The 26,062-nt window shown below is 69.5% G+C and carries 18 protein-coding genes; 6 read left to right on the top strand and 12 right to left on the bottom strand.

The window, feature by feature from the left end:
- Positions 1-59 precede the first annotated feature (59 nt).
- From ACVTJA_RS04275 to ACVTJA_RS04265, 3 genes are read left to right on the top strand one after another with little or no spacing between them, the layout of a single operon-like run.
- Positions 60-1,271, top strand: coding sequence for a hypothetical protein (locus tag ACVTJA_RS04275; protein WP_465834008.1), 1,212 nt, complete (start codon positions 60-62; stop codon positions 1,269-1,271).
- Between the two features lie 20 nt (positions 1,272-1,291).
- Positions 1,292-2,272, top strand: a complete 981-nt coding sequence (locus ACVTJA_RS04270; protein WP_465834006.1) for a HEAT repeat domain-containing protein — start codon at positions 1,292-1,294, stop codon at positions 2,270-2,272.
- A 51-nt stretch (positions 2,273-2,323) separates the two neighbouring features.
- Entirely contained in the window at positions 2,324-2,854 is a 531-nt protein-coding gene (locus ACVTJA_RS04265; RefSeq protein WP_465834004.1) for a hypothetical protein, read from the top strand.
- A gap of 94 nt (positions 2,855-2,948) precedes the next feature.
- Here ACVTJA_RS04265 and ACVTJA_RS04260 read toward each other — a convergent pair whose 3' ends face one another.
- From ACVTJA_RS04260 to ACVTJA_RS04235, 6 genes are all read right to left on the bottom strand, one after another.
- A complete protein-coding gene (locus tag ACVTJA_RS04260) occupies positions 2,949-3,521 on the bottom strand; it encodes a glutathione S-transferase family protein (RefSeq protein WP_465834002.1) in 573 nt (190 codons plus the stop codon).
- 175 nt (positions 3,522-3,696) lie between these two features.
- A complete protein-coding gene (locus ACVTJA_RS04255; protein WP_465834000.1) occupies positions 3,697-5,133 on the bottom strand; it encodes a M20 family metallopeptidase in 1,437 nt (478 codons plus the stop codon).
- Positions 5,134-5,270: 137 nt separating this feature from the next.
- Positions 5,271-6,569, bottom strand: coding sequence for an NCS2 family permease (locus ACVTJA_RS04250; protein ID WP_465833998.1), 1,299 nt, complete (start codon positions 6,567-6,569; stop codon positions 5,271-5,273).
- A 95-nt stretch (positions 6,570-6,664) separates the two neighbouring features.
- Positions 6,665-7,975 carry a discoidin domain-containing protein gene (locus tag ACVTJA_RS04245; RefSeq protein ID WP_465833997.1) on the bottom strand — a complete coding sequence of 437 codons (1,311 nt, stop codon included), beginning with the start codon at positions 7,973-7,975 and terminating at the stop codon, positions 6,665-6,667.
- 291 nt (positions 7,976-8,266) lie between these two features.
- On the bottom strand, positions 8,267-10,123 hold the full coding sequence (treZ, locus tag ACVTJA_RS04240; RefSeq protein WP_465833996.1) for a malto-oligosyltrehalose trehalohydrolase: 1,857 nt from the start codon (positions 10,121-10,123) through the stop codon (positions 8,267-8,269).
- Positions 10,124-10,264: 141 nt separating this feature from the next.
- Positions 10,265-12,385, bottom strand: coding sequence for an IPT/TIG domain-containing protein (locus ACVTJA_RS04235; protein ID WP_465833994.1), 2,121 nt, complete (start codon positions 12,383-12,385; stop codon positions 10,265-10,267).
- A 236-nt stretch (positions 12,386-12,621) separates the two neighbouring features.
- Between ACVTJA_RS04235 and ACVTJA_RS04230 the strand changes: the two genes are divergently transcribed.
- On the top strand, positions 12,622-13,545 hold the full coding sequence (locus tag ACVTJA_RS04230; RefSeq protein ID WP_465833992.1) for a DUF4382 domain-containing protein: 924 nt from the start codon (positions 12,622-12,624) through the stop codon (positions 13,543-13,545).
- A 141-nt stretch (positions 13,546-13,686) separates the two neighbouring features.
- Here ACVTJA_RS04230 and ACVTJA_RS04225 read toward each other — a convergent pair whose 3' ends face one another.
- The 3 genes from ACVTJA_RS04225 to ACVTJA_RS04215 form a co-directional block, all read right to left on the bottom strand.
- On the bottom strand, positions 13,687-18,483 hold the full coding sequence (locus ACVTJA_RS04225; protein WP_465833990.1) for a CARDB domain-containing protein: 4,797 nt from the start codon (positions 18,481-18,483) through the stop codon (positions 13,687-13,689).
- Between the two features lie 504 nt (positions 18,484-18,987).
- Positions 18,988-19,473, bottom strand: a complete 486-nt coding sequence (locus ACVTJA_RS04220; RefSeq protein ID WP_465833988.1) for a hypothetical protein — start codon at positions 19,471-19,473, stop codon at positions 18,988-18,990.
- 282 nt (positions 19,474-19,755) lie between these two features.
- Complete coding sequence (locus tag ACVTJA_RS04215) at positions 19,756-20,565, bottom strand: M57 family metalloprotease (RefSeq protein WP_465833986.1); 810 nt, start codon at positions 20,563-20,565, stop codon at positions 19,756-19,758.
- 482 nt (positions 20,566-21,047) lie between these two features.
- Between ACVTJA_RS04215 and ACVTJA_RS04210 the strand changes: the two genes are divergently transcribed.
- The gene (locus ACVTJA_RS04210) at positions 21,048-22,193 is read left to right on the top strand and encodes an AAA family ATPase (RefSeq protein ID WP_465833984.1); all 1,146 of its coding nucleotides are present in this window, start codon (positions 21,048-21,050) and stop codon (positions 22,191-22,193) included.
- 141 nt (positions 22,194-22,334) lie between these two features.
- Positions 22,335-22,709 carry a DUF5335 family protein gene (locus ACVTJA_RS04205; RefSeq protein WP_465833982.1) on the top strand — a complete coding sequence of 125 codons (375 nt, stop codon included), beginning with the start codon at positions 22,335-22,337 and terminating at the stop codon, positions 22,707-22,709.
- A gap of 139 nt (positions 22,710-22,848) precedes the next feature.
- Here the strand turns inward: ACVTJA_RS04205 and ACVTJA_RS04200 are convergent, their stop codons facing one another.
- The 3 genes from ACVTJA_RS04200 to ACVTJA_RS04190 form a co-directional block, all read right to left on the bottom strand.
- Positions 22,849-23,664: a M57 family metalloprotease gene (locus tag ACVTJA_RS04200; protein WP_465833981.1), complete on the bottom strand. Its 816-nt coding sequence runs from the start codon at positions 23,662-23,664 to the stop codon at positions 22,849-22,851.
- Between the two features lie 450 nt (positions 23,665-24,114).
- Entirely contained in the window at positions 24,115-25,509 is a 1,395-nt protein-coding gene (locus ACVTJA_RS04195) for an MBL fold metallo-hydrolase (protein WP_465833979.1), read from the bottom strand.
- A 143-nt stretch (positions 25,510-25,652) separates the two neighbouring features.
- On the bottom strand, positions 25,653-26,042 hold the full coding sequence (locus ACVTJA_RS04190; protein WP_465833977.1) for a cupredoxin domain-containing protein: 390 nt from the start codon (positions 26,040-26,042) through the stop codon (positions 25,653-25,655).
- Positions 26,043-26,062: the final 20 nt, after the last annotated feature.

The raw sequence follows: 26,062 nt of genomic DNA, 5'->3' as shown, positions 1-26,062 counted from the left end.
TGGCGGCGGGTCCTGGCCCTCCAGGGTGGGCTGGAATTCACCACGGGCCCTCGACCGCCATGACCCCAGAATCCGTCCATCGCACCGCCTCCCCTCCGACGGGCGCCCGGCGCCCTCCCCTCGTCTGGGTGGGGCTCGGCGCGGTGGCGTTGCTCGCCGCGGTGGGCCTGATTGCCTGGGGCACTGGAGGTGACGACGCGGCCTCTGGAGGCGGCGCCGCCCCCACGGCCCACGCGCGAGGTCCGTCGGGTACGGGCGGCGGAGCTGGGCACTCCGGCCAGGGCGCAACCGAGGCCGTGCCGCCGCCACCGCGCTTCGACTCCACCGTCTGCTGGCAGGACATCGAGCGCTTCAACGCGTCGGTGACGATTGCGAACTTCCGCGACTGGGCCGCGCCGCTGCTCGCCTCGCGAGACCCGAACGTCCGCGACTACCTGCGCGAGCGCCTCACGGAGCTCATCGGCAACGACGCGGCGCATGCGCTCACGGTGCTGGAGTGGAGCCGCGACGCGGGCCCCCGCGAGTTCAACGTCATCATGATGGCCCTGCGCGACTCGCAGGCCGTGCACCAGCCGCAGGTGGCCACGAAGCTCCTGGAGCGCGGCCTGGACACCACGCTCGACGGGCCCCGGCGCGCGGGCATCCTCTCCGCGCTGGACACGCAGAAGCGGCTCGACGCGGGGATGCTCGGCAAGCTGGCCGACTTCGCGAAGGACCCCGTCTCCGGCGAGGCGGGCTGGGCCGCCACGCGCACCATCGCCCGGGTGATGAAGCGGGACTTCGGCGCGAAGGGCAGCGTGGCGCCGTACATGGACAAGCTGCTCACCATCGGCACCGAGTCGCCCGACGAGCAGATTCGCTACCTCGCGCTCTCCATGCCCATGCACGCCACACCCGTGCTGGATGAGGAGGCCCACGCGCGCTACGCGAAAATCCTCACCACCGAGGGCAGCCCCGACGGACGCGAGGCCGCCGCGCACAACCTCTCCGTGTCCGGCGGCGACAAGGCGAAGACGCTGGAGCTCTTCGCGCGGTCCTTCGTCACGGAGCAGGAGGTCTGCGTGCGCTGGGCCCTCTTCCGCTTCGCCGCGCGCGTGGCCGGACGGGACGCGCTGCCCGTCATGGCGAACATGGCCATGACCGACGCGCGCTTCCAGCCCCTCTACCAGACCTTCGAGCGCATCTACGCGAGCGGCACCCTCGACTTCGTGCGGGTGTGGAACAGCCTGCCCGATCAGGACCCGTTCGGCTGCCTCGACCGCCACGACTGAGCCCGAAAGCCACCACCGCCATGATTCGCACCACCGCCCTCCTGCGCGCGCTCGGCCTGGCCGCGCTCTGTCACCTCCTTCCCGCCGTGGCCTCCGCGTCCGAGCCCGCGCCCTCTCTGCGCGCCGAGGCGTGCTCCGTCGAGGGGCTGATGGACAGCATCCGCCGGGGCCTGCAATCGAAGTCGGAGGCGTACAAGAAGTACCTGCGCACGCTGCTGCGCGAGTCCGCCGTCACGCTGCCGGACGCGGAGCTGCGCGCGGCCTTCGAGTGCGAGACGGACCCCGTCATGGTGGAGCACCTCGCCGCCGCGCTGGTGGCGCGCACCGAGCGCGGCGCGGACCCTTCGGCCATGGGCGTGGTGGCGAAGCGCATCCTGGAGGAGAGAGACCCGGTCCTGCGCGTCGCCTCGCTGCGCGCCCTGCGCCGCACCAGCGCCACGGAGAACACGGGTGACCTGTACGAGCGCCTGGCGCGCGACGCCTCGCCCGAGGTGCGCCAGGAGATGGCGACCAATCTCATCGAGGACAACCAGTACGTCTACTCGGGCCACCACGGCCCGGCGGCGGACGCGGCGGTGACGGCGGCGGCGGCGTCCAGCGATGCGAAGGTGACGGCGCGCATCCTTGACAACGTCTCCACCGAGCACATCAGCGCGGCGTCCGCGGACCGGCTCCAGTCGCTCCTGCGCAGTGACGACGCGAGCGTGCGCGCGGCGGCGGCCAACGCGCTGGGCGGCGTGCCCGCGGAGCAGATGGCCGGCGCGCGGGAGACGTTGCTCGCCATGTACCGCGACGAGCCGGACACCGGGGTGCGGAAGATGCTCCTGCAGAGCATCGCCCAGCTCGGCTTCGCGGGCGCGATTCCGGACCTCCAGCAGCTGCGCGGTGTGGACCCCGCGCTGGCGCCCGAGGTGGACGCGTGGATTCGGGCTCTCGGCCTGGGCCTTCAGGAGTGGAGCCTGATCCTGAGGGAGAAGCAGCGGATGCAGCAGGCTCCGTAGCAGAGCAGTCCACCCGGAGGCCGGCTCCTCGCCGGCCCGAAAGGAACGACGATGCGCAGCATCATGAAGACGGGGCTGGCCGCGCTGGCCACTGTGGCGCTGGTGCCGGCGGCGGTGACGGCCCACGAGGTCCGTGGCACGCACACCGGCACGGTGTCCGCCACCACCTACTATCCGAGCAGCGGCAAGTTCCACGGCGCCGTGGACATCGCCTCGGGCGGCACGTGCAACTACTGGGGCGCGGAGACGGGCGTCGTGGGTTCCGTGTCCTGGAACGTCACCATCCGCACCACCGGCGTCGTGTGCTACGGCAGCGGCAGCGGCAACCAGAACGAGGCGAAGCACGTCTGGGCGAGCGGCTGGACGTTCCGCCAGTGGCACTTCATCAAGACGAGCGACTCGTACGACCGCACGTGTGACCGCTGCCAGGTGGGCAACATCGGCGGCACGGGCAACGTGACGGGTCCGCACTCGCACCTGCAGCAGGACAAGCTCGGCACCAACGACACGTCCTGGTACTCCGGCTACACCGTCCAGGGCGAGGGCGTGAGCCGCGCGGAGACCATCGGCTACCTGGACTGAGCTGACGCGGCTTCGCGATTCCGACCTGCCGGGAGGTGGGGTTCGCAACATCCCCCTCCCCCACCCTGCCTCCTGGCGGGTCCCCCGTGTTGCTTCAGCCCAGCTTCAGGCCGTGCGGGCGGGCCATCAGCCGGTCGACGTAGGCCTCCAGCTTCGGACGCCCCGTCTTCCCGCCCAGCATGCGCTGGTAGATGAACATCGCGCCAATCATCACGTCGGCGGCGGTGAACCAGTCGCCGAAGAGCCAGGGCCCATCGCCGAGCTCGCGCTCCACCGCATCGAGCGCGCTCTCGTAGTCCGTCCAGCCACGCTGGGGCGGCGTCTGGGCCTTCATCATGTGGTCGCCCATGGAGGGCTCGAGCTGCGACGTCGAGTACACCACCAGCGACAGGTAGCGGCCCCGCTCCGGCGCGCCGACTTTCGGCGCGAGCTTCGCCTCGGGGAACTTGTCGGCGAGGTAGAGACAGATGGCCGCGTTCTCGAACAGGCGCGCATCTCCGTCCACCAGCGCGGGCAGCTTTCCGGCGGGGTTGACCTTCAGGTACTCGGGCGACTTCTGCTCACGCTTCTGCAGGTCGATGTGCACCAACTCGTACTTCGCGCCGCACTCGTCGAGCATCCACTTCGCAATCACGGCACGGCTTCTCGGATTGAAATAGAGCTTCATCGGGACTCCTCCGTTCGGCGCGGGTGTTTCCATCTTGGTGCTGCTGCAGCGCAGACCACTACCCCGCTCGGAGCAGAGCATCTACAACGGACTGACCGACTGTTTTTGAGCCGTCACCACGCGGCGAAACGCGCCCCGCCCTCCAGGATGAGAGCGGGGCCGTGTCTCGCGCCGCCTAGCGGTTGTAGTGGTCCGCGATGATGCTGGCCACCGAGCAGGTGAGCTTCTTGCCGGTGGGGATGTGCAGGAACTCGTTGGGCCCGTGCGCGTTGCTGCCGGGGCCCAGCAGGCCGGTGATGACGAACTGCGCCTCGGGGAAGCGCTCGCCCAGCATGCCCATGAAGGGAATGGTGCCGCCCTCGCCCATGGACATGGCCGGCTGGCCGAAGAACGACTTCGACGCGGACTCCACCGCGCGGTTCAGCCAGCCCGCGAGCGGCGGCGCGTCCCAGCCGACGCTGGCCTTCTCACCCTCGAAGGTCACCTTCGCGCCGTACGGCGGGTCCTTCTCCAGCGCCTCCTTCAGCGCCTTCAGGCCCGCCTTCGGGTCCAGGCGCGGCGGAATACGCATGGACAGCTTGAAGGTGGTGAAGGGCCGCAGCACGTTGCCCGCGCTGCTCAGGGGCGGCATGCCGTCCACGGCCGTCACCGCCAGCGCCGGACGCCAGGTGCGGTTGAGCACCAGCTCCGCGCCGTCCTGCGACACCGGCCGCGCGCCGGGCACCCAGGGGAACTTGGTGAAGACCTCTTCGCCGAGCACCTTCGCGGCCTCGCGCGCCTGCTGGCGCCGGGCCTCGGGAATCTCGACGTGCAGGCCCTCCACCTTGATGTGGCCCGTGGACTCGTCCTCCACGCGCGACAGCACCTGCCGGAGGATGCGGAAGGACGAAGGGACGATGCCCGTCGCGTCACCCGAGTGCACGCCCTCGGTGAGGATGTCCACGCGCAGGTTGCCGCCGACGATGCCGCGCAGCGACGTGGTCGTCCAGAGCTGCTCGTAGTTGGCGCAGCCCGAGTCCAGGCACACCACCAGCGACGGCTTGCCGATGCGCGGCGCCAGCGCCTCGATGTACGCGGGCAAGTCGTAGCTGCCGCTCTCCTCGCACGCCTCGATGAGAACGACACAGCGCGCGTGCGGAATGCCCTGCTCCTTCAGCAGGCGGATGGCCGCCAGCGACGCGAAGGAGGAGTAGCCGTCATCCGCGCCGCCACGCCCGTAGAGCTTGTCGCCCTCGCGCACCGGCGTCCACGGCGTCAGGTCCTGGCGCCAGCCGGTCATCTCCGGCTGCTTGTCCAGGTGGCCGTACAAGAGGACGGTGTCGTCGCCCTTCGTGCCCGGCACCTCCATGTAGATGACGGGCGTGCGCGGGTTGCCCTTCTCGTCCTTGAGCTGGATGACCTCCAGCTCCAGGCCCGGCAGGTGCTGCGCCTGCGCGCGGCACCAGTCCGCGATGAGCTGCACCGCGGCAGCCATGTGGCCGGACTTCACCCAGTCCGGGTCGAAGGAGGGGGACTTGTTGGGGATGCGGATGTAGCGCTCGAGCGCCGGGAGGATTTCCTTCTCCCAGATGCGGTCGGATGACTCGGTGGCGGTCTGTACGTTGATGGCCATGGCGTGAGGATGCAGAGCACGGAGTGCGGGCCCTGTCGACTGCGGGAACCCCGCGGGTAGAGCGGAAAAGCCCTCGTCCTCCAGCCTACCCCGCCTCCGGGCTGATGGCGCCTATCTGGCTCGCTTCCGTCCGCCGCTCAGGCGAGCGCGTGATACAGGCCCAGCAACACCGCCAGCACGTACAGCACCGGGTGGGCATCCCGGGGGCGCCCCGTGAGGGGCTTGAGCACCGCGTAGCTGACGATGCCCGCGGAGATGCCGTGGGCGATGGAGTACGTGAACGGCATCATCGTCACCGTGAGGAAGGCTGGCAGCGCCTCGTCGAAGCGCGTCCACGGCACCTCCACCGCTCCGGACATCATCATCGCCCCCACCGCCACCAGCGCGGGCGCGGTGGCCACGGCCGGGATGGCGGACAGCAGCGGGATGCAGAACAGCGACAGGAGGAACAGCCCGGCCACCGTCACCGCCGTGAGCCCGGTGCGCCCGCCCTCCTCCACGCCCGCGGCGGACTCGATGTACGTCGTAATGGCGCTCGTCCCCAGCGCCGCGCCCGCCATGGTGCCCAGCGCGTCCGCGACGAAGGCGCGGCCCGCGCCCGGCAACTCGCCCTTCGCGGTGAGAAAGCCGCCCATGCGACCCACGCCCAGCAGCGTGCCCGCCGTGTCGAACACGTCCACGAAGAGCAGCGCCAGCGTCACCCCCAGCACCTTCGCGGTGAAGAGGCCGCTGAAGTCCAGCGCGCCCAGCGTCTCGCGCGGCAGCGACGGCCAGCGGAACACACCGGAAGGCGCGGGTGACAGCCCCAGCGCCCACGCCGACACCGCCACCACCGCGATGCCGATGAGCAGCGCGCCCTTCACCCGCCGCGTCACCAGCACGCCGATGAGCAAGAGCCCCGCCAGCCCCAGCAGCACGCTGCCCGAATGCAGGTTGCCCAACTGCACCAACGTCTCCGGGCTCGCCGCCACCAGGCCTCCATTGCGCAGGCCGATGAGCGCCAGGAACAGGCCGATGCCCGTGGTGGTGGCCAGCTTCAGCGTCTGGGGAATGGCGTTGATGAGCACCGTGCGCACGCCGCCGAAGGACAGGATGAGGAAGAGCAGCCCCTCGGCGAACACGGCGGTGAGCGCCACCCGCCAGTCCACGCCCAGCCCCTTTACGATTCCGTAGGTGAAGTAGGCGTTGATGCCCATGCCGGGCGCGAGCGCGAAGGGGAAGTTGGCGTACACGCCCATGATGAACGTGGCCACCGCCGAGCCCACCGCCGTGGCGAACACCACGTCCTCCGCCGGCATCCCCGCCACCGCGAGAATCTGCGGGTTGACCAGCAGGATGTACGCCATCGTCAGGAACGTCGTCACGCCGGCCCGCAGCTCCGTGGCCACGGTGGTGCCGCGCTCCCGTAGATGGAACCAGCGCTCGAGGGCTTCCATAGGCGCGCATCTTCGCCGGCCCGCAACGCGAAAGGGCGCGGAAAGGAGACCGTGCTCCCCTCCGCGCCCTCGCGTGTCAGCGTTTGAATCCCCGACTACGGCTGGATTTCACGAACGGACAGCCACTTGAAGTCCACGTCGTTGGCGTTGTCCCAACGGAACGTGGCGATGGGGCCACCCCAGGTAATCGGCATGGCGCCGACGGCACCGCCGCAGTGCTGGGCGTCGCCGCCCCAGGTGCCGGAGTCCACCATGTCGTAGACCTTCTTCCAGGTCACCTTGTCGGCGTTCTCGTTGACGTACATCTCCAGGCGCACGGCTTCCTTGCCGCTGACGGTGGTGTTGCGCATCACCGCCTTGAAGCCCACCCAGCGGCCCTTGAGCGCCGTGGTGGCGGGCTTGTACGAGGCCTGCTCGTAGGAGACGTGCCACGTCTCCTTCTGCCAGCGGGCGCGGCCGTCATAGTGCAGACCGCCCTTGTAGCTGCTGCCCTCGCAGCCGGAGTTGTTGTCGTTGTGCTTGCCGCCGCGCGCGTACCAGTCGAAGTTGTCCGAGCCGTCCTGCGCCGCGTTGAGCTTCACGAAGCCGGTCATCTCGATGTTCTTCCAGTCGTTGGCGGCCTGCATGTAGCCACGGCTGGCGAGCACGTCGCGGTCATACGTCGGAATCTTCGAGGAGCTGTAGCCCGTGGACGTGAAGACGCTCATGCGCACCTGGCTGTTCTTCATCTTCCAGGAGCCGTCCGAGTTGCGCGTAATCGTGTTCTGCGGGTCGAAGCGCGAGTCGCTCGTCGCGTTGTCCGCGAGGAACCACTGCTCACCGCCGGACTTCGTCGGATAGACCATCGTCACGCCGAACTTGTCCTTACCCGTCGTCGGCGTCGGGTCCGGGGTGGGCGTCGGAGTGGGCGAGGTGGAGCCTGCGATGGCCGCCATCTCGGAGATGCTCGCCCAGGTGTTGAGCGAGTTCCCGTTGACGGTGACGCGCACGTAGCGGGCGTTCACCGTGGCGAACGTGTAGCGCTCGAAGGATGCCGTCTTCCCGGAGGAGGTACCGGAGAACACCTGCGTGAAGGTGGTGCCGTCCGTCGAGGTGGCGATGACGAACTTGTTGGTGCGCGTGGTGCCGTTGAACCAGGCAATGTCCACCGCGTTGATGGCCTTCACCGCGCCCATGTCGCCGCGAATCCACTGACCGATGCCGTTGGAGGACCAGCGCGTGGACAGATTGCCGTCGATGGCATTGGCCGGCACGTTGCCGTCGTTCCCGCTGGCGGTGGTGGAAGTGAAGCCCCCGGCGGCCAGGGCGGGTGTCGCGGCCACGAACGCGGCCAGGGAGAGCGCGCCTACCGGCATGCGGAAGCGCTTCCATCCCCTCCAGGACGAAGTCAGGTGCTGTCGATTCAAGTCACTACCTCAGGTGAGGCCGTGTGGTGCCACGACTCTCCGGGATGGATGTCTTCACCCCGGTGCGCCGCGTTCCCCCACGGCGCGTTGGGCTTCCATCCGCGGACCGCCGCACGGAAGACGCCCAGGAAGGCCTCTTCCCGCCACGGTCAGCGGCGTTGGTTGGTCAACGTTTCGGACTGCGGGCCCCAGTACCCTTTGTCCCGAAATGGAATTCCCAACGCGGTCGTGAGTCGAAGCCTGCTCCTCCGCTCGTGCCGCATGCACGCGGAGGAGCGCTCCACGTCCTGCTCAGCGCTTCGTGGTGAAGCGCACGACGGCGGCCGCGGGGCCCTGCAACCGCAGTATGCCGTCCTTCAGCGGCGCGGCTTCGACGGTGCCGCCGAAGCGCGGGGCTTCACTCCACAGCACCAACTCCGCGCCCGCGGGCACGCGGTGCTCCAGCGTGCCGCGCACGGAGACGATGACCTGGACGCCATGACCTCCCGCGCGCCGCTCCAGCAGCAGCGCGTCCGGGCCCAACGCGCGGGCGTCGTGACCGCCGGGGCGGACGTCCTTCAACACGGGGGCCGTGGCGCGCAGGCGGAGCAGCTCGCGGTACAGCGCGCGCACGCCCGCGTGCTCCGGCTTCTCCGCCTCGCTCCAGTCCAGCTTGGAGCGGGTGAAGGTCTCCACCGCCTGCGGGTCCGGCACCTCCGCGCCGGCGAAGCGCGCGAAGCCGGCGAACTCCTTGCGACGCCCCTCCGTGACGAGCCGGCCCAGCTCCGCGTTGTGGTCCGTGAAGTAGAGGAAGGGCGTGCTCGCGTTCCACTCCTGGCCCATGAAGAGCAGCGGTGTGAAGGGCGACAGGAGCAGCAGCGTGCTCATGGCGCGGAAGGCCGCGGGGGACACGTCGTGCCCCAGCCGCTCGCCGAAGGGGCGGTTGCCAATCTGGTCATGGTTCTGGATGCAGTGGACGAAGCGCCACGGCTCCAGGCCCTCCGCCTTCGTGCCGCGCGCGTGGCCCAGGTTCTTCGACACCTGCCCCTCGTAGAACCAGCCCTGGCGCAGCGTGCGGGCGATGTCCTCCGTGCTGCCCGTGTAGTCCTGGTAGTAGCCCTCGCTGTCGCCCGCGAAGGCGCGGCGCATCTGGTGGTGGAAGTCATCCGCCCAGACGCCGTCCAGCCCGTGGCCCTCTGGAGGAGGCCGCAGCAGCTTGCGCTCGTTGCGCTCGTCCTCGGCGATGACGAGCACGCGGCGCCCGGGCGCGCTGGCGCGAGCGCGCTCGGCGATTTCGGTGAGGAGGTGGGGGCTGCTCTCGTCGACAATCGCGTGCGCGGCGTCCAGGCGCAGGCCGTCCGCGTGGTAGTCGCGAATCCACATCTCCACATTGGAGAGCACCAGCGAGCGCACCCAGGCGCTGCCCTCGCTGTCGTAGTTCACCGCGTCGCCCCACGGCGTGTGGTGACGGCCGGTGAAGTAGTGCGGCGAGTACACGCGCAGGTAGTTCCCGTCCGGGCCGAAGTGGTTGTAGACGGCGTCGATGAGGACGGCGAGCCCTCGCGCGTGCGCGGCGTCGATGAGGCGGCGCAGTCCCTCCGGGCCTCCGTACGCGGCCAGCGGCGCGAAGAGGTCCACCCCGTCGTAGCCCCAGTTGCGCACGCCGGGGAACGCGGCCACCGGCATGATTTCCAGCGCGGTGACGCCCAATTCGCGCAGACCGGGCAGGCGCGAGATGAGGGCCTCGAAGGTGCCCTCCGGCGTGGCGGTGCCGACGTGCACCTCGTAGATGACGAGTGATTCAGGCTCCACGCCCTTCCAGCCGGCATCGGTCCACTCGAAGTCGGGGACGGTGACTTCCGACGGGCCGTGCACGCCCAGCGGTTGCGAGCGGGACCACGGGTCCGGGAACGGGCCCTCTCCGTCCACGCGGAGCTTGTAGAGCGTGCCGGCGCCGTGGCCCTCCAGCACCGCGCCGAAGCAGTCACCGGGCTCCTGGGTCAGCGGGAGGATGCGCCCGGGCTGTCCCCGCGCATCGTGAATCACCACCTCGATGCGTTGGTGACCCGGCGCCCAGACACGCCACCGCACCCTTGCCCCATCCTCCACCCATGCCCCGAGCCGGGGCACTGCCACCTCGGTCGCCCGAAAATTGTCCGAAGAAACCATGTGGCTGCTTCTTGTAATGCTGCTGCGCGAAGTTGGGAGGAGTTCCGCGCACACCTGCCTGCTCTCATACCCGTGAGGTGTTCACGGCTGGGCAGCCACCCCGTCCGAATGGGAACCGGAGGACGGTGGACCCCGCGGGGCTCAAGGAGGCGCGCCCTGCGCCACCCAGTCGATGAGCGTCTGCTTCTCCGCCGCCGTGAGCGGCTGCCCTTTCGGCATGGGCGCGCCGGAGCAGGCCGGGCTGCTGTTCGTCGCCAGAACCTTGTCGATGAGGACGCTCTGGCCGCGCAGCGGCCCACATGCCTTCACGAGCAGCGTGGATGTGCAGCCGCTGCTCGGCTGTCCCACCAACTCGCCATACGCGCGGCCCGCGGTGAGGTTGACCGGCGTGGACGGGCTGCCGTGACAGCCGGAGTTGCAGTTCTTGTCGAAGAGGGGCTGCACGTGCGTGGCCAGCGAGACGGCGCGCGTGGCCAGCCCGAACCACGCTGGCGAGGAAGCGCCACCGCCGGGCGTGGGATTGGTGACGACGACGGAGGCGGCCCCGGACGCGGGCGCCGTCGCCACCAGTGACGCGGGCACCGTCACCGTGAGGCGCGTGGCGCTCTGCGTGGACACGCTCACCGCGGTGCCGTTGAACGTGACGCTCGCCCCGGAGACGAAGTCCTGTCCGTCCAGCGTGAGCGTGAAGCCCGCGCCACCCGCCACCATGCCGCAGGGCGAGAGCGCATCGACACGAGGCACGGGGTTGGGACGCACCACCGTGAAGCTCAGCGCGTTGCTGGTGCCTCCGCCGGGCGTGGGACTGACCACCGTGATGGGGAAGCTGCCCGCCGTCGTCAGGTCCGCCGAGGTGAGCGTGGCACTCAGCGCGCCCGCGCCCTGCACGCTCGTGGGTCTCGACACGCCATTGAAGCGCAGCGTGGTGCCGGACACGAAGCCGATGCCCGTCACGCCGAGCGTGAGCGCCGCTCCACCCTGGCTCGCCTCGGAGGGCGTGAGGCCCGTGAGCGCGGGCACCGGGTTGGGCGCGACGAGCGAAAGCGTCACGGTGCCGCTCACCTTCGCGTCGGCGTTGCGCACCTGGATGGTGTGCTCTCCCGCGGCGGTGGCGGGCACGTCCACGTCCAGCCGCGTGGCCGCGCACGTGGCCGGCGTGAGCGCATTGCCATCGAACAACACGGTGGGCTTCGTGGGCGCGCAGTCATAGCCGGAGCCGGTGACGCTCAGGCGGAAGGCCCGGCCCGCCTCTCCGGGCGACGGGCTGAGCCCCGTAATCGTGGGCCCGTCGATGAGCGCCGCGGTGAGCGTGCGCGCCACGCTGGTGCCGCCTCCGGGCGCGGGCGTGCGCACGGTCACCTGATGAGCACCGGGCGCGGAGAAGCTCGGCATGCGCGCGCGCAGGGATGTGCCGCTCACCCACGTGGTGCTCACCTCGGTGCCATCCAGCAGGACGACGGAGCTGGCCGTGAAGTTGCCGCCTGAAAGAGAAAGGTCGAATGCGGCGCCGCCCGTTGCCACCGTGTCCGGAGCGATGACCTCGAGCGTGGGCACGGGGTTGAGCACGCGGAACACACGCTCCTCGCTGATGCCTCCGTCCGGCGGATTCACCACGCGTACGCGGTGCTCGGCGGCCTGCGCGTTGATGGCCGCGCTCACCGTGGCCGTGAGCCTGCTCGCGCTCACGAAGCGCGCGGGCAGCGGCGCACCATCCAGCTCCACGCGGCTGCCCGACTCGAAGCGCGCGCCGTCCAACTGCACGCTCACGTCCGCGCTGCCCACCACCACCGAGTCCGGCGTGAGGCCGGTGAGCGCGGGGCCTCCGGGCACCGGCTCCACCACGCCCGCGTCGGAAGGCTCGGGCGCTCCGGCGCAAATCCATGCCGCCACCTGCGCGAGCGCCGCGTCGTCGAGGTACGGCCCGCCCTGCGGCATGCGGCCCGCCGCGTCCGGAAGCAGCTTCGTATAGAGGAGGCTCTGCTCGGGAGCGCCGGGCACCACCAACTGTCGCGCACCATCCGCGGCGGGACGGTTGACCGTCGCGGCCCAGAGTTGCCGCGCGTCGGTGAAGGTCAGCCCGCCCGCGCCCGTGCCGTGACAGCCGGAGCTCGCGCAACCGGTGGAGGCGCTGGCCGCGAAGTGGCTCACGTACAGCGCATCCAGTGAAGCGCTCGCTCCCTGCTCGCACAGCGGGGAGCCAGACTCGACGGTGCGCGCGTCACGCTGCTCCGTACAACCCACGAGCACCGCAAGTGCGAGCACCCACGCCCTCCGGCGCCAGGGTGCGAGTGAAGCAGCACGGACCCGGTGGGCAGGCACGAAGACAGAGCGAGACATGTCGGGAGAGAGGACTCCCCGGGGAAGTCCACGGCCACTTCGTACGGCGGGGCGAAAGCAGACAGCCGGTGGCCGTTCCCGGCATCGGCAGGTCTTTCGCCCGACACAGCGCGGGTGGGCCAGGCCGGTGCCCATCCCGACCTTCTCTGGAGCTTTCCTCGATGAAGACCCAACGCAACCTGCTCTCTTCCCTCGTGCTCGCCGTCGGCATGCTGGGGCTCGCCGCCTGTGGCGACGACAACTCCCGCGTCTCGGTGAAGCTGACGGACGCGCCGGGCGACGGCTTCGAGAAGGCCGTGGTCACCATCTCCAAGGTGTACCTGAAGGGCGGCGCCGAGGGTGAGGTCGTGCTGCGCGACGAGCCCATCACCACGGACCTGCTCACGCTGGCCAACGACACCGCGGACCTGGTGAAGGACGCGGAGGTACCGCAGGGCACCTACAGCGAGCTGCGCTTCGTCATCACCGGCGCGTACGTACAGGTGCAGGAGGACGGCGAGAGCCACGTCTACGCCACCGACGACTATGACCAGGTCCCCGAGGGCGTCACGGTGGACGGCGCGCTGCAGATGCCCAGCCTCGCCACGTCCGGCCTCAAGGTGAAGTTCGCCAACGACGCGGACGTGACGGTGTCCAGCGAGCAGGAGCAGAAGGTCATCCTCGTGGACTTCGACGTCGCGCAGAGCTTCGGCCACTCGGCCGGCGGCTCCAACCGCTGGGTGATGAGCCCCGTCATCAAGGGCGCGGACCTGGAGTTCTCCTCCAACGTCGTGGTGAGCCTGACCCTGGGCGCCGGCGTCACCCTGCCCGTGGTGGGCGACGCGCAGGTGAAGCTGTCCGCCTTCAGCGCGGTGCTCATCAACGCCGAGGGCAGCCGCGAGCCGCTGGCCCTCACCGACGCCGACGGCAACGGCACCTACGAGGCCAACTTCAAGTACCTCATCCCCGGCGCCTTCCAGGTGGAAATCGCGGGCCCCGAGGGCGTGGGCTTCACCACCAACCCCGGCATCCCCGCCAGCGTCACCACCACCGGCGGCGCCCAATCCAACGTGGCCTTCACGCTGACGTCCGCCGTCGCGCTCTGACAGGCTTCAGGCACTGAGGTGAAACGACGGAGGCCGAGGCCCGCATGGCCCGCGCCTCCGTCGCGTTCTTCGAGCACCCTGACGCTCCACCGCGAAGGGCGGGAGCCACACCGGCCCCGCCCTCCGCGGAGTGAAGCGCTGCTACGGGACCAGCGCGATGGCGAAGTCCGCGCGGGCGTTGTTGTCCTCACGCAGCTCCGGCTCCGTCTGGTACGCGTCCACGATGACGCCCACGAACCAGGTGCCGGGGCTCTGGCCCAGATGCGGCCGGTAACCCAACCCCTGCACGTTGAGCGTCTCGCACTGTCCCGGCGCCAGCGGGCTCACCTGGGCGGTGCCCACCTGGAACTGGTCCTCGGGGAAGGGGCCCGGGCCACCCGGGAACGTGAGCGTGGTGTCCGTGGAGATGTACAGCCCGAGGGTGGGCGTGCCCTGGGTGGAGCCCACGGGCGTCGTCCCCTGGTTGCACACCTCCACCACGGCGGTGAAGAAGCTGCCCAGTTGCACCGAGGTGGGGGCACTCAGTTGCTTCACCACCAGGTCCGAACGGAGGCCCACGCCCATCCGCTCACCGAGGAGAACGTTGTTGTCCTCGCGCAGCTCCGGCTCCACCTGGTACGCGTCGACGATGGCGCCCAGGTAGACGGCGCCATCCCCCGGCGCGTCCGGAGGCGGAGTCGCGGTGGCCGGCATCGGGAACGTCGAGCACTGCCCCGGAGTGAGTGGCGGCAGGTACGTGGAACCCACCCGGACCTGGTCACTCCACTGGGACGACGACGACATGGGCATCGCCAGCGACGTGTCGGTGGAGAGGTACAGGTGCACGATGGAGAAGTTCTGGACGGGCTCCGTGCCCTGGTTGCACACCGTCACGGACGCAGTGAAGGGCATGCCGGGCTCCACGCTGGCCGGGGCGCTCACCTCCGTCACCACCAGGTCTGACCGGAGGCCCACGCCCATGAGGCTTCCCACGGTGATGTTGTTGTCCTCGCGCAGCTCCGGTTCGGACCGGGCCCCGTCCACGATGGCGCCCAGGTAGACGGCTCCGTCCACCTGCGCCATGGGAGGTGGGAACGCGGCGGCGCTCGCGCTCTGCGTCACGCACTGCCCCGCGGCCAGCGGCGGCAGGCTCACATTCCCAATGGACCGCTGGTCCGGAGGCATCGGCGCCCACGGCCCGTTCAGCCAGGGAGGCGTGAGCGTAGTGTCCGTGGACAGGTACAGCTCCACGGAGGGAGCGCTGGAGGTGGGCGCCGTGCCCTGGTTGCACACCGTCACGGTGGCCGTGAAGGAGTCACCGGGCCGCACGCTGGCCGGCCCCGTCACCTCCTTCACCACCAGGTCCGAAGCGTTGCCCAACCCCATCGAGACGACAGCGACGTTGTTGTCCTCGCGCAGCTCCGGCTCGAACTGGTGCGCATCCACGAAGGCGCCCAGGTAGAGGACGCCTTCACCCTGCCAGGCAGGAGGCGGGGACACGTTGCCGCTCGTGCTCTGCGTCACGCACTGCCCCGCGCCCAGCTGAGGCACGACCACGTAGCCAATGGACTGCTGGTCCGTCGGAGGCGGCTCGCCCGAGCCCGGCTGCGGCGGAGGCGTGAGCGTGGTGTCCAGGGACAGGTACAGCTCCACGACGGGCCAGTTGGTGTTGGTCGCAGTGCCCTGGTTGCACACCGTCACGGTGGCCGTGATGGGGTCACCCGGCTTCGCGCTGGCCGGACCCTTCACCTCCTTCACCACCAGGTCCGAGGCATTGCCCACGCCCAACGGGCCTCCCACGGCGGCGTTGTTGTCCTCGCGCAGCTCCTGCACGGACTGATACGCGTCCACGATGGCGCCCAGGTAGAGGACGCCGCCTCCCTGCCACGCGGGAGGCGGGGACGCGCTGACGTTCGTGCTCTGCGTCACGCACTGCCCCGCGCCCAGCGGCGGCAGGCTCACCATACCAATGGGCTGCTGGTCCGAGGGAGGCGGAGCGCCTGGGCCAGATTGTTGCGGAGGCGTGAGCGTGGTGTCCGTGGACAGGTAAAGCTCCACGGAGGGCGCACTGGACGTGGGCTCCGTGCCCTGGTTGCACACCGTCACCGAGGCCGTGAAGGAGTCACCGGGCCGCACGCTGGCGGGCCCCGTCACCTCCTTCACCACCAGGTCGGACCGGAGGCCCACGCCCAGCAGACCGCCCACGGTGGCGTTGTTGTCCTCGCGCAGCTCCTGCACGTCCCAGGACGGGTCCACGATGGCGCCCAGGTAGAAGGCCTCGATGCCCTGCCACGCGGGAGGCAGGTACGCGGTGACGTACGCCATGTCCGTCACGCACTGCCCCGCGTCCAGGGGAGGCACGCTCACGAAGCCAATCCGCTGCTGGTCAGCGGGAGGTGGAAGCGAGAGCGTGGTGTCCAGGGACAGGTACAGCTCCACGAAGGGAACGCGGGAGGTGGGAGCCGTGCCCTGGTTGCACACCGTCACGGTGGCCATGAAGGAGTCACCGGGCCGCACGCTGGCCGGCCCCGTCACTTGCGTCACCACCAGGTCCGAAGCGTTGCCCACGCCCATCAGGCTGCCCACGGTGATGTTGTTGTCCTCGCGCAGCTCCTGCTCGGACTGGAGCGGGTCCACGATGGCACCCAGGTAGAGGGCATCAACGCCCTGCCACGCGGAGGGCGTGGACGCGTTGACGTTCGTGCCCTGCGTCACGCACTGCCCCACGCCCAGCGGCGGCAGGCTCACCGTGCCAATGGGCTGCTGGTCCGTGGGCATCGGCATGCTCGGCCCGTTCAGCCGCGGAGGCGAGAGCGTGGTGTCCAGGGACAGGTACAGCTCCACGGAGGGAGCGCTGAAGGCGGGAGCCGTGCCCTGGTTGCACACCGTCACGGTGGCCGTGAAGGGGTCACCCGGCTTCGCGCTGGCCGGACCCGTCACCTGGGTGACCACCAGGTCCGCGCCGTAGCCCACGCCCATCCGACCGCCCACGGTGATGTTGTTGTCCTCGCGCAGCTCCAGCTCGGACTGGGACGGGTCCACGATGGCGCCCAGGTAGAACGCTCCGTGTCCCTGCGATTCAGGCGGCGGGAACGCGGGGACGTTCGCGCTCTGCGTCGCGCACTGCCCCGCGCCAAGCATGGGCACGGACACGTAGCCAATGGCCTGCTGGTCCGAGGGAAGCGGAGTCCCGGGGCTGGGAGCCGTGAGCGTGGGGCCCAGGGACAGGTACAGCTCCACGACAGGCCAGCTGGAGGTGGACTGCGTGCCCTGATTGCACACCGTCACGGTGGCCGTGAAAGGGGCACCCGGCTGTGCACTGGCCTGCCCCGTCACCTGCGTCACCATCAGGTCCGAACGAGAGCCAAAGCCCAGCAGGCCACCCACGGTGATGTTGTTGTCCTCACGCAGCTCCGGCTCCACCAGATAGGGGTCCACGATGGCCCCCAGGTGGAGGACGCCATCGCCCTGCAGGTCGGGAGGCGGGTACGCGAAGACGTTGTGCTTCAGCGTCACGCACTGCCCTGCCTGGAGTGGAGGCAGAGACAGGGAGCCAATCGCCTGCTGGTCGCCGGGCATCGGCGAGCCCGGGAAGGTGAGCTCGGGAGGCGTGAGCGTGGTGCCCGTGGACAGATACAGGCTCACCCAGGTGCTACCCCAGCCACCAGAGGACGTCGTCCCCTGGTTGCATACCGTCACGGCGGCGGTGAAGGAATCGCCGTACCGCACGCTGGCCGGCCCCTTCACCTCCGTCACCACCAGGTCCGCGCCTTGGCCCACACCCATCAGGCCGGACACGTGGGCGTTGTTGTCCTCGCGTAGCTCCTGCTCGGCTTGGAAGGGGTCGACGATGGCGCCCAGGTAGTACGCCCCATCGCCCTGCGCATCCTGCGGGAGCCACGCGCTCGCCTCCACGCCGCGCGTCAGGCACTGCCCCGGCCCCATTGGGGCCATGAACACCAGGCCAATCAGACGCTGGTCCGTGGGCAGCGGAGTGTTCGGGTCCGTGGGCGGCAACGTGAGGGTGGCGTCCGTGGACAGGTACAGCTCCACCGGGGGCGGGTTGTAGACGTACCCCATCCCCTGGTTGCACACGGTGACAGTCGCCCTGAAGGGGCCGCCGTGCTGCGCGCTCGCGGGCCCGCGCACCTCCGTCACCACCAGGTCCGGGCGGTCACCCACGCCCATCAGGCCGCCCACGGTGGCGTTGTTGTCCTCGCGCAGCTCCTGCGTGGACTGGTGGGGGTCCACGATGGCGCCCAGGTAGTACGCCCCATCGCCCTGCGCGTCGGGGGGCAGGTTCGCGCTGACATTCGAGTTGCGCGTCACGCACTGCCCCGCGCCCAGCGGGGGCAGGCTCAACTGGCCAATCAGCCGCTGGTCCGTGGGCAGCGGCGTGTTCGGGTCCGTGGGCGGCAACGAGAGGGCGGCGTCCGTGGACAGGTACAGCTCCACGTCGGGCGAGGACGCGTACTCGGTGCCCTGGTTGCACACCGTCACGGCGGCGGTGAAGGAATCGCCGTTCCGCACGCTGGCCGGGCCCGTCACCTTCGTGACCACCAGGTCCGCGTCGTAGCCCACCCCCATCAGACCGGACACGAAGGCGTTGTTCGTCTCGTCCGCTTCGTCGAGCACCAGGAGCGTATCGACGATGGCACCCAGATAGTACGCCCCCTCCCCCGAGGCGGCCGGCGGCAGGGACGCATGGGCCTGGATGCTCCGCGACACGCATTGCCCCGAGGCCAGCGGGGGCACAGGCACACTGCCAATCATCCGCTGGTCCGGCGGAAGCGGCGCGCCTCCCGGAATCGACAGCGAGGCATCCGTGGACAGGTACAACTCCAGCCAGGGTGGCTCAAAGTACGTGGCCGCCGGGTCCGCACCCTGATTGCAAACCTTTACAGTGGCCGTGAAGGGCTCATCTGTCAGCAGACTGCTGGGGGCGGAAATCTCCGTCACCACCAGGTCCGGCCCGGGTTGCAGCGCGCTCGGGCGCGTCTGTAATTGAGCCCGAGTGGCTTCCGGGGGTGGGCTGGATGCCGCGCCTCCACATCCCGCTCCCGCGAACAATCCCAAAGCCAGCCAGAAAGGCATGGCTCTCCCTACAGACTGCTGCCTTTTCATGAAGTCTCCCGGTGCGACGTCGGTGCCGGCCACGACGACGATGGAGTGTCCGACAATCTGACGTTCGCTCGGGTTCCTAGCAGGCAGGGAGAAAGTCAGGAAAGCATTCAGTGGGCAATGAATTGTCAGACGCGCCTACGCGGCATGGACGCCGGGCGAAGCCCGGGATATGACGGCCCTGGCGCAACAGGCCCTCGCGGCGAAATCCGTCACACGGCACGCACCCGTGACAATTCCTGTCAGGACAATGTGGCGGCCTCCGGGGAGGCCCACTCCGACAGCCTTTTCATGCACAGCCGCGCCGCTTGCCTCGGCGAGGCGAGAGCCTGAATCGGAACGTCAGCGCGCCACCGTCTCACGGTGCAGCAGGAAGGGCAGCGTGAGCCGCCGCAGCACCGGTAGCTCCAGGTGCGTGAGCGCGAGCAGCGTGCGGCCGTCGAGCCAGCGCAGCTCGTCCACGAAGGGACGCCACCGCCAGCCGGCCTCGCGCGGGTACTCCACCTGGAGGCTCGCACGGCCGTCGGCCCGCGAAGTCCCCTCGCGCAGCAGCAGCGGCACGGACGGGCGCAGACCGTCTCCTCGACGCACGAGGTTGACGCCGCCGTACGCGCCCGCCGCGAGGTCCTTGCCCCACCAGCCGCGCATGCCCAGCACGGCCAGCAGCACCGGCGAGCCGAGCCGCAGCCACGCGGGCCCCACGAGCTCTCCCCGGTAACGTCCGGGCAGCGACTCGCGCGAGGGCGTGGGGAGGCGGGCGAACAGGGCCCGCCACTCGCGCAGCCGGCGCCGCTTCGGCGCGAGGACAGGCGCTGCGACGTGTTGCACGACGGTGCTCATGGGCCACACGCTAGGCAGCGCCCCTACGCGCGTCCGGATGCGGCCCCCCGGCTGCCCGGAGGCCAGGCCAGCTCCCGCGTCACGCTCGGCCTTCATTGGCGCAGCCGCGTGCGTACCCAAGACAACGGGCGGCCCTCATCGGCGCAGCCGCGTGCGCGCCCACGGACCTTCATCGGCGCGGACACAGGTGCGCCCCCAAGACGACGGGCGGCCCCCCTCGCGAGGAGCCGCCCGTGGGTGCTTCACGAAAGCGAAGCGGGACGCCGTGGACTACGGGTACAGCGAGCGGGCGCCGGACTTGTCCAGGCTCGTCAGCACGAGGTCACCCGTCTGCGTGCCGTTGCACTGCGGGTAGTGCATGACAGAGCTGGAGTCGTACGACGTCAGCGCGCGCCACGCGGCGTCCTCGTAGCAGCCGGTGCTGGTGAGGCGCGTGTGCTCGTGGCGGAAGCCGAGGGTGTGGCCCAGCTCGTGGCGCAGCACGCCCGTCAGCGTCCACGGCGAGATGTTGCCGAAGGAGCTGGTGGAAATGAGGACGTTGCTGTCCCGGCGGGCGTAGTTGGGGAAGAACGCGCGCGCCAGGTACTGGGTGGAGTTCGTCGGGTTCACGTCGAACAGCACCGCCGTGTTGCGGTTGGTGCAGTTGGAGTCCTGCGCGCTGACGTGGGTGAAGTTGACGTTCGCCGTCGCCTCCCACTCCGCGGTCGCGCTGTTCATCGCGTTGACGACCTTGGTGTAGTTGCTGCCGAACTTGGTGCTCACGCAGTAGGTGAGGTTCTGCGCCTGCGTGGCGGTCCATTTGATGTCCTTGCCGCCGCTGTAATAGACGGCCAGCCCCGACTCCTGCGTGCCGCTGCCACTGACGGCCTGCTCGTAGAACTCACGCAGCTGGGCCTCCGCGGGGAGGTAGATGTCGCCATCCACCACGAAGCCGCCCGTCTCGGGCTCCTGGAACACCTGCCCGCGGAACTCCTCGTACGTGACGGCCTGCGCGTCCTGCGCGCCCCCTTCGGGAGCACCACACGCGGACCCCAGCAGGGCGGCACCGGCGAGCAGAGCAATGGAGCGGAACTTGTGCATTCGAACCCTCGTGGCTGTGGTTGAAGCCGGGCGGGCGGGGTCTCCTGTCCACCCGGGTGGGTGCGGACGCAGAGCAAGAACAGGTCCAGGGGAAAAACATCCTGTTTCCAGGGGCTTGGACGGGCAGCCTCGCCCCCGCCTGGAGCCTCGGTCCACCAGGAGACCTGGCCGGGATGCAAAATCATTTTACAAGATTTCAATAAACAATAATATTTTCGCGTGTTTATGTAATCGCGCGAAGTTGTCTGAACTCAAAGCAGCCGGGTATGGAGGATGGGTCCAGATGACCCTCCCGACGCGCCGGCATCATGGGCGGGAGGAGCGCTGATCCCCACCGCCTGACGGGCCGTCACCTCCGGGGACGGCCGGCCCCACGCCAGTGCGCGGGCGGTAATCCGTGTTGAGACGTCGCGGGTCCGCCGGGATGATGCGTGGCCCGGTCCGGCCATCGCCGTCCGCGCCCTCCCTGGAGCGCCCCCGCAATGAGCATCGCCCGCACTGGCCTGGAGCCACGGCCCATCCCCCGCGGTGAGGACGTGCGCGAGCGCGTCGCCGCCATCGAGGTGCTGTCGCCGCGCGAAATCGACGCGCGCCTGACGGACCTGGGCTACCGCGGGCAGGACGAGGCGCGGCGCGCGGCCTCGGTGCTCGCCTACCGCCACCTGCGCCGCATCCGCCGGCTCCACCTGGAGGGGCTCGCCCCGGAGCCGGGCCAGCGGGAGAACTGCCTGTTCCTCGGCCCCACCGGCGCGGGGAAGACGTTCCTCGTGGAGCTCCTGTTCCGCGAAATCCTCGCGGTGCCCACGGTGCTGGCGGACGCCACCCAGTTCTCCGAGACGGGCTACGTGGGCGACGACGTCAACACCCTGCTGTCGCGCCTGTACGAGGTCGCGGACAAGGATGCGGACTGGGCCGCGTGCGGCGTCATCTGCATGGACGAGTTCGACAAGCTCGCCACCAGCCGCTCCGACAGCCGCTTCGCCGGGCAGCAGACCACCAAGGACGTCAGCGGCTTCGGCGTGCAGCGCAGCCTGCTGCACCTCTTGTCCGCCTCCAGCGCGGACTTCCCCGCGGACTTCGGCTTCACCAGCCGCCTGCAGCCGGAGCACATGGAGCTGTCCTGCCTCACCTTCATCGCCTGCGGGGCCTTCAGCGGGCTGCGCTCCACCGCGGAGGGCATGGCCCGCAGCGAGCGACTGGGCTTCGGCCGCGAGCCGCGCGCGATGCGGGATGAGACCATCGCCGCGAGCGTGTCACCGGAGCAGTTGGAGCAGACCACCGCCTTCGCCCGCTACGGCTTCATCCCGGAGCTCATCGGCCGCTTCAACCGGCTGGTGTCCTTCAACCCGCTGGACGCGGCCACGCTGAGCGACATCCTCCAGCACAACGTGCTGCGCGCGTACGAGCGCGAGTTCGAGCAGGAGGGCCTGCGCCTGCTGGTGGAGCCCGCCGTGCGCGAGCACGTGGTGGCGGGCGCCCTCAAGCGCGAGACGGGCGCCCGCGGCCTGCGCGCCACCCTGTCCCCCCTGCTGGAGCGCGCCGCGTACGAGCACTTCGGCCGGACGGACGCCTCCGGAACCATCCGTCTCGCCATGGAGGGCGAGGAGGTACGGGCGCTGGCGGAATGATTCCGGCCCCCCCCACCGGCCAGCGCTGCGAGGGCGCGGTGGCGGCCCTCCTGTCACGCCGGGAGGGCAGGCCCGCCGCTCACCCCGGGCGCGCACGCCTTACGGTTTCCACAGAAGCGATGGAAGCCGGAGGCAGCGCACATGCACCACACGCGAGAGATTCCCCGGGAGGGGTGGGCGGACTACCTCGCCCTGCTGAGCAACCTGGAGAAGGACCACTGGGTCCGCATCGAGACGGAGAGCCCGGACCTGGGTGAGCAGCCGCTCGCCAGCCGGCTGCCGCTCATCGAGATTGCCCTCGAGGAGAAGGGCAGCAACTCGGGCGCCGTGGAAATCATCGTCGGCCGGCCGGGCGACGAAATCACCCACCGCGTCTCCACGCCGGACCACATCTACGCGGACGAGAGCGAGAGCGGCGAGCTGGAGTGCCTCGACATCGAGGGCTCGGACCACGTGAAGACGCTCATCTTCTTCGAGCAGTCGAGCGCCGGAGACGAGCTCGGCGCGACCATGTGAGGGGCCGCGCGCGCTCCGAAAACGACGAGGGCCGGAAGGCGTCACCCCTCGTGCTCGGGGGAGCGCTTCCGGCCTCGAAGGCCCACGCGGCCCGCCAGGGCTCATGCCCCGGCGGGTGCGTCAGCAATGCGCAACCTGATTACGGGTACAGCGCGCGAGCGCCGGTCTTGTCCAGGCTGGTGAGGACCAGGTCGCCCGTCTGCGTGCCGTTGCACTGGGGGTAGTGCATGACGGACGAACGGTCATACGTGGTCAGCGCGCGCCACTGGGCGTCCTCGTAGCAGCCGCTCGCGGTGGAGCGGGTGTGCTCGTGACGGAAGCCCAGCGTGTGGCCGAGCTCGTGGCGGAGGATGCCCGTCAGCGTGTACGGCGAGACGTTGCCGAAGGCGCTGGTGGAGATGAGGATGTTGCGGCTGGAGCGGGCGTTGTTCGGGAAGAACGCGCGCGCGAGGTAGGACGTGTCGCTCGTCTGGCGCACGTCGAACAGCACGCCCGTCTGGGACGCGGTGCAGTTGCTGTCGTAGGTGGTGCTGTGGACGAAGTTCACGCTCGCGGTGGCCTCCCAGGCCGCCGTCGCGCTGTTCATCGCGTTGACCACGGAAGTCTTACGGGTGCCGAAGCTGGTGGTGCTCACGCAGTAGGTCAGGTTGCCCTTCTGGGTGGAGCTCCACTTCACGTCCGCGCCGCTCACGTAGTACACCGCGAGGCCGTCGTTGCTGGTGCCATTCTCCTTGGCGACGTTGTCGTCATAGAAGGCCTTCACGTCGTCCATCGAGTCGAAGGCCAGGTCGCCGTCGACGATGAACTTGCCGCCCTCGGCCTCCTGGTGGGCGCTCGCGCGGAACTCCTCCCACGACACGGTGGGGGCCTGCGTCTCGGAGGCCTCGGGGCCACCGCACGCAGCGCCGAGAAGGGCAACACCAGCCAGCAGCGCAAACTTGGAAAACTTGAGCATCGGGGTTCCTCTGAAAACAACTGCGGGGGACGCGCCGGCCGCCTGGCGTCCACCAGCCGCGGTCCGGCGCGCCCCGCCGATGAGCAATTGACGGGCCAAGAGGTTTTCAGAGGGTGAAAACCGCAAACACTGTTTAACCTGGAGTATCCGCACTCCATGTCCCAGTGCCCCGGATGTAAATCCAGGTGACGTTTTCAGCGCCAAGTCCGCGTGAACATAAGGGAATCCCCTCATGCACCGGGACGTGCCATAAACGGACAGTGCTGTCTTGTAATCGGTCACCTGCCCCACGTGGCCAGCGCGTCCCGAGCCAGGACACGCCGGACAGCCCATACGGCAAGTGCGAGTCGCCCAGACTCCGACTGAGTCCGGGTGCGTCACCTGTTCCGACGCGTTGCGGCCGGATTCTTGAGTATCGGCGCACCGCGCCGGGAAGTTGCGTCATGCGGGTTACAAAAGGGCGCGGCGCACCTTCCAGAAGGTCTCCTTCGCGGCGCGGAAGGCGGCGGAGTCGGCGGGCAGCAGGGTGCGCAGGAGCTCCGCGGACTGCGTCTGGAGGGGGCGCACGCAGTGGGCCTCCACCTTGGCGCGCAGGAAGCCCACCGGGTCTCTATTGCGGTAGTCGGAGAAGTACGTCTTCAGCTCGTTGCGCGTGCGGGCGCGGCCGTTGTCCGCGTACTTGGCCACGTAGGGGCTGAAGTCCGGGTACAGCTTCCCCTCGCCGAAGTCGCCGTGCAGCGTCGTCTTCATGAAGTTGCCGATGAGCAAGTCGTCGAAGACCTGGTAGCGCACGGCCGTCATCAGCGAGTTGCGCGGCGCCTCGAAGGTGATGCCGCGGCGGAAGCGGCGCCGGTGGAACTCGATGACGTGGTCCTGCCCGCCCACGCGGAAGCGGAGGAAGTCCAGCGCGGTGCCCAGGTGCTCGATGGAGCGGAAGTAGTCGCACAGCGCCTTCGCCTCGTCGGCCTCCAGCAATTCGCTCCAGTCGTCGCCGAACAACTTCGGGTCCACCGGGACGAGGGCGCGCTCCTTCGGGCGGATGAGCTCGGTGCTGTCCTTGATGAAGTCCTGGCGGATGAAGGCCGGCAGCAGCGCGCAGGACTGGGACTCGAAGCCGCGGCCATAGTCCTCCAGCGTGGTGGTGTACTCGGAGGCCCAGATGCTGTCGGCGCGCTGGTACTTGTGCATGGAGCTGAAGGGCACGAAGTAGCGGGCGCCGTAGAACTCGGCCTGACGGGCGATGGTGCGGCCCACGGGGTTCTTCGCCGCGGCGTACGGGGGAATGCGCTGCCCGTCCTCGGTGAAGTAGTTGATCATGTCCGCGTCGCCGTAGCCGGACAGGGCCAACAGGTACGACTCCTGGTAGCCCCGGACGATGCCGCGCACGTAGCGGCCCCAGCCGCGGTCCCCCGCGTCGTTGAGGTTGATGACGAGGCGTCCGCCCACGTCCACCAGCAGCACCGCGTCCTGGTTCATGTCCGGCAGGCACATGACGCGGATGCGCGGGGACAGCTGCGTCCACACCCTGTCCGCGAGCACGTGGACGCTGAAGCCCTGGCCACGCAGGTCATCGCGGATGCGGTTGCCGAAGTGGTTGGGCACCAGCAGCGTGCTCTTCCGCAGCTTCTCCAGCGTCTCCATGCTGAGGTGGTCCGGGTGGCCGTGGGAGAGCCACACGTACTCGCTCCGCTGGATGGCGTCGCGCTGCGCTTCGGGGACTTCGTGAGACAGCGTCCAGCTTCCGAAGTACGCCCCACCGTCCATCCAGGGGTCCGTCACCAGCACCGGACCGTTGTCGTGACAGATGAGTGTGGCATTGCCAATGGTCTCGAAACCCAGTTCCATCTCGCGCTTCCCCTCCCCCGCGCGCCCCCGCGCCGGATGCGCCGAAAGGTGAAGCCCGTGCACATGGCGGCACAGTGCCTCTACGTGCAGGGAAAAGGATTTCCCGCCTGGCCGGCCGCTCCACGGGGGAGGGGGACGTGGTGCTACTCGACGACCATGAGCCGGCCCACGCCGTGCTCGAAGTCGTGATGGACGGTGCAGAAGTACGGGACGATGGCGCCGGGCACGGCGTCCACCGGAATGGTGAAGGAGCGCTCCTCGCCGAGGAAGGGCCCCGTGTCGAAGAAGATGCCGTCCGACTCGCCGGGGACGAACCTGCCCGGGTGCGAAGAGCTCGTCGCCGAGTGCGGCGCCGTGTCCAGGTTGAGCACGGCCACCGTCTGCCCGGGCTTCACGCGGATGTGCGTGGGCTGGTAGTGCCAGTCGTAGATGGTGACGTGGACCGCGTCATCATCGAGCAGCGGCTCGCAGCCGCCCACGAGGGCCGCCACCAGTGCCGCGCCACACGCCTTCGCCCACCGAGCACCGCGCATGCGCTGCCTCCAAGGTCATG

The organism is Pyxidicoccus sp. M6 (assembly GCF_055568925.1).
The sequence above is the reverse complement of the archived record's forward strand: the minus strand, read 5'-3'. Positions and strand labels throughout refer to the sequence as shown.

What these genes read in the sequence shown, in the direction of transcription:
- ACVTJA_RS04275 (WP_465834008.1), top strand. Translation starts at nt 60, where the DNA reads ATGACCCCAGAATCCGTCCATCGCACCGCCTCCCCTCCGACGGGCGCC.
- ACVTJA_RS04270 (WP_465834006.1), top strand. Translation starts at nt 1,292, where the DNA reads ATGATTCGCACCACCGCCCTCCTGCGCGCGCTCGGCCTGGCCGCGCTC.
- ACVTJA_RS04265 (WP_465834004.1), top strand. Translation starts at nt 2,324, where the DNA reads ATGCGCAGCATCATGAAGACGGGGCTGGCCGCGCTGGCCACTGTGGCG.
- ACVTJA_RS04260 (WP_465834002.1), bottom strand. Translation starts at nt 3,521, where the DNA reads ATGAAGCTCTATTTCAATCCGAGAAGCCGTGCCGTGATTGCGAAGTGG.
- ACVTJA_RS04255 (WP_465834000.1), bottom strand. Translation starts at nt 5,133, where the DNA reads ATGGCCATCAACGTACAGACCGCCACCGAGTCATCCGACCGCATCTGG.
- ACVTJA_RS04250 (WP_465833998.1), bottom strand. Translation starts at nt 6,569, where the DNA reads ATGGAAGCCCTCGAGCGCTGGTTCCATCTACGGGAGCGCGGCACCACC.
- treZ (WP_465833996.1), bottom strand. Translation starts at nt 10,123, where the DNA reads ATGGTTTCTTCGGACAATTTTCGGGCGACCGAGGTGGCAGTGCCCCGG.
- ACVTJA_RS04230 (WP_465833992.1), top strand. Translation starts at nt 12,622, where the DNA reads ATGAAGACCCAACGCAACCTGCTCTCTTCCCTCGTGCTCGCCGTCGGC.
- ACVTJA_RS04215 (WP_465833986.1), bottom strand. Translation starts at nt 20,565, where the DNA reads ATGCACAAGTTCCGCTCCATTGCTCTGCTCGCCGGTGCCGCCCTGCTG.
- ACVTJA_RS04210 (WP_465833984.1), top strand. Translation starts at nt 21,048, where the DNA reads ATGAGCATCGCCCGCACTGGCCTGGAGCCACGGCCCATCCCCCGCGGT.
- ACVTJA_RS04205 (WP_465833982.1), top strand. Translation starts at nt 22,335, where the DNA reads ATGCACCACACGCGAGAGATTCCCCGGGAGGGGTGGGCGGACTACCTC.
- ACVTJA_RS04200 (WP_465833981.1), bottom strand. Translation starts at nt 23,664, where the DNA reads ATGCTCAAGTTTTCCAAGTTTGCGCTGCTGGCTGGTGTTGCCCTTCTC.
- ACVTJA_RS04195 (WP_465833979.1), bottom strand. Translation starts at nt 25,509, where the DNA reads ATGGAACTGGGTTTCGAGACCATTGGCAATGCCACACTCATCTGTCAC.
- ACVTJA_RS04190 (WP_465833977.1), bottom strand. Translation starts at nt 26,042, where the DNA reads ATGCGCGGTGCTCGGTGGGCGAAGGCGTGTGGCGCGGCACTGGTGGCG.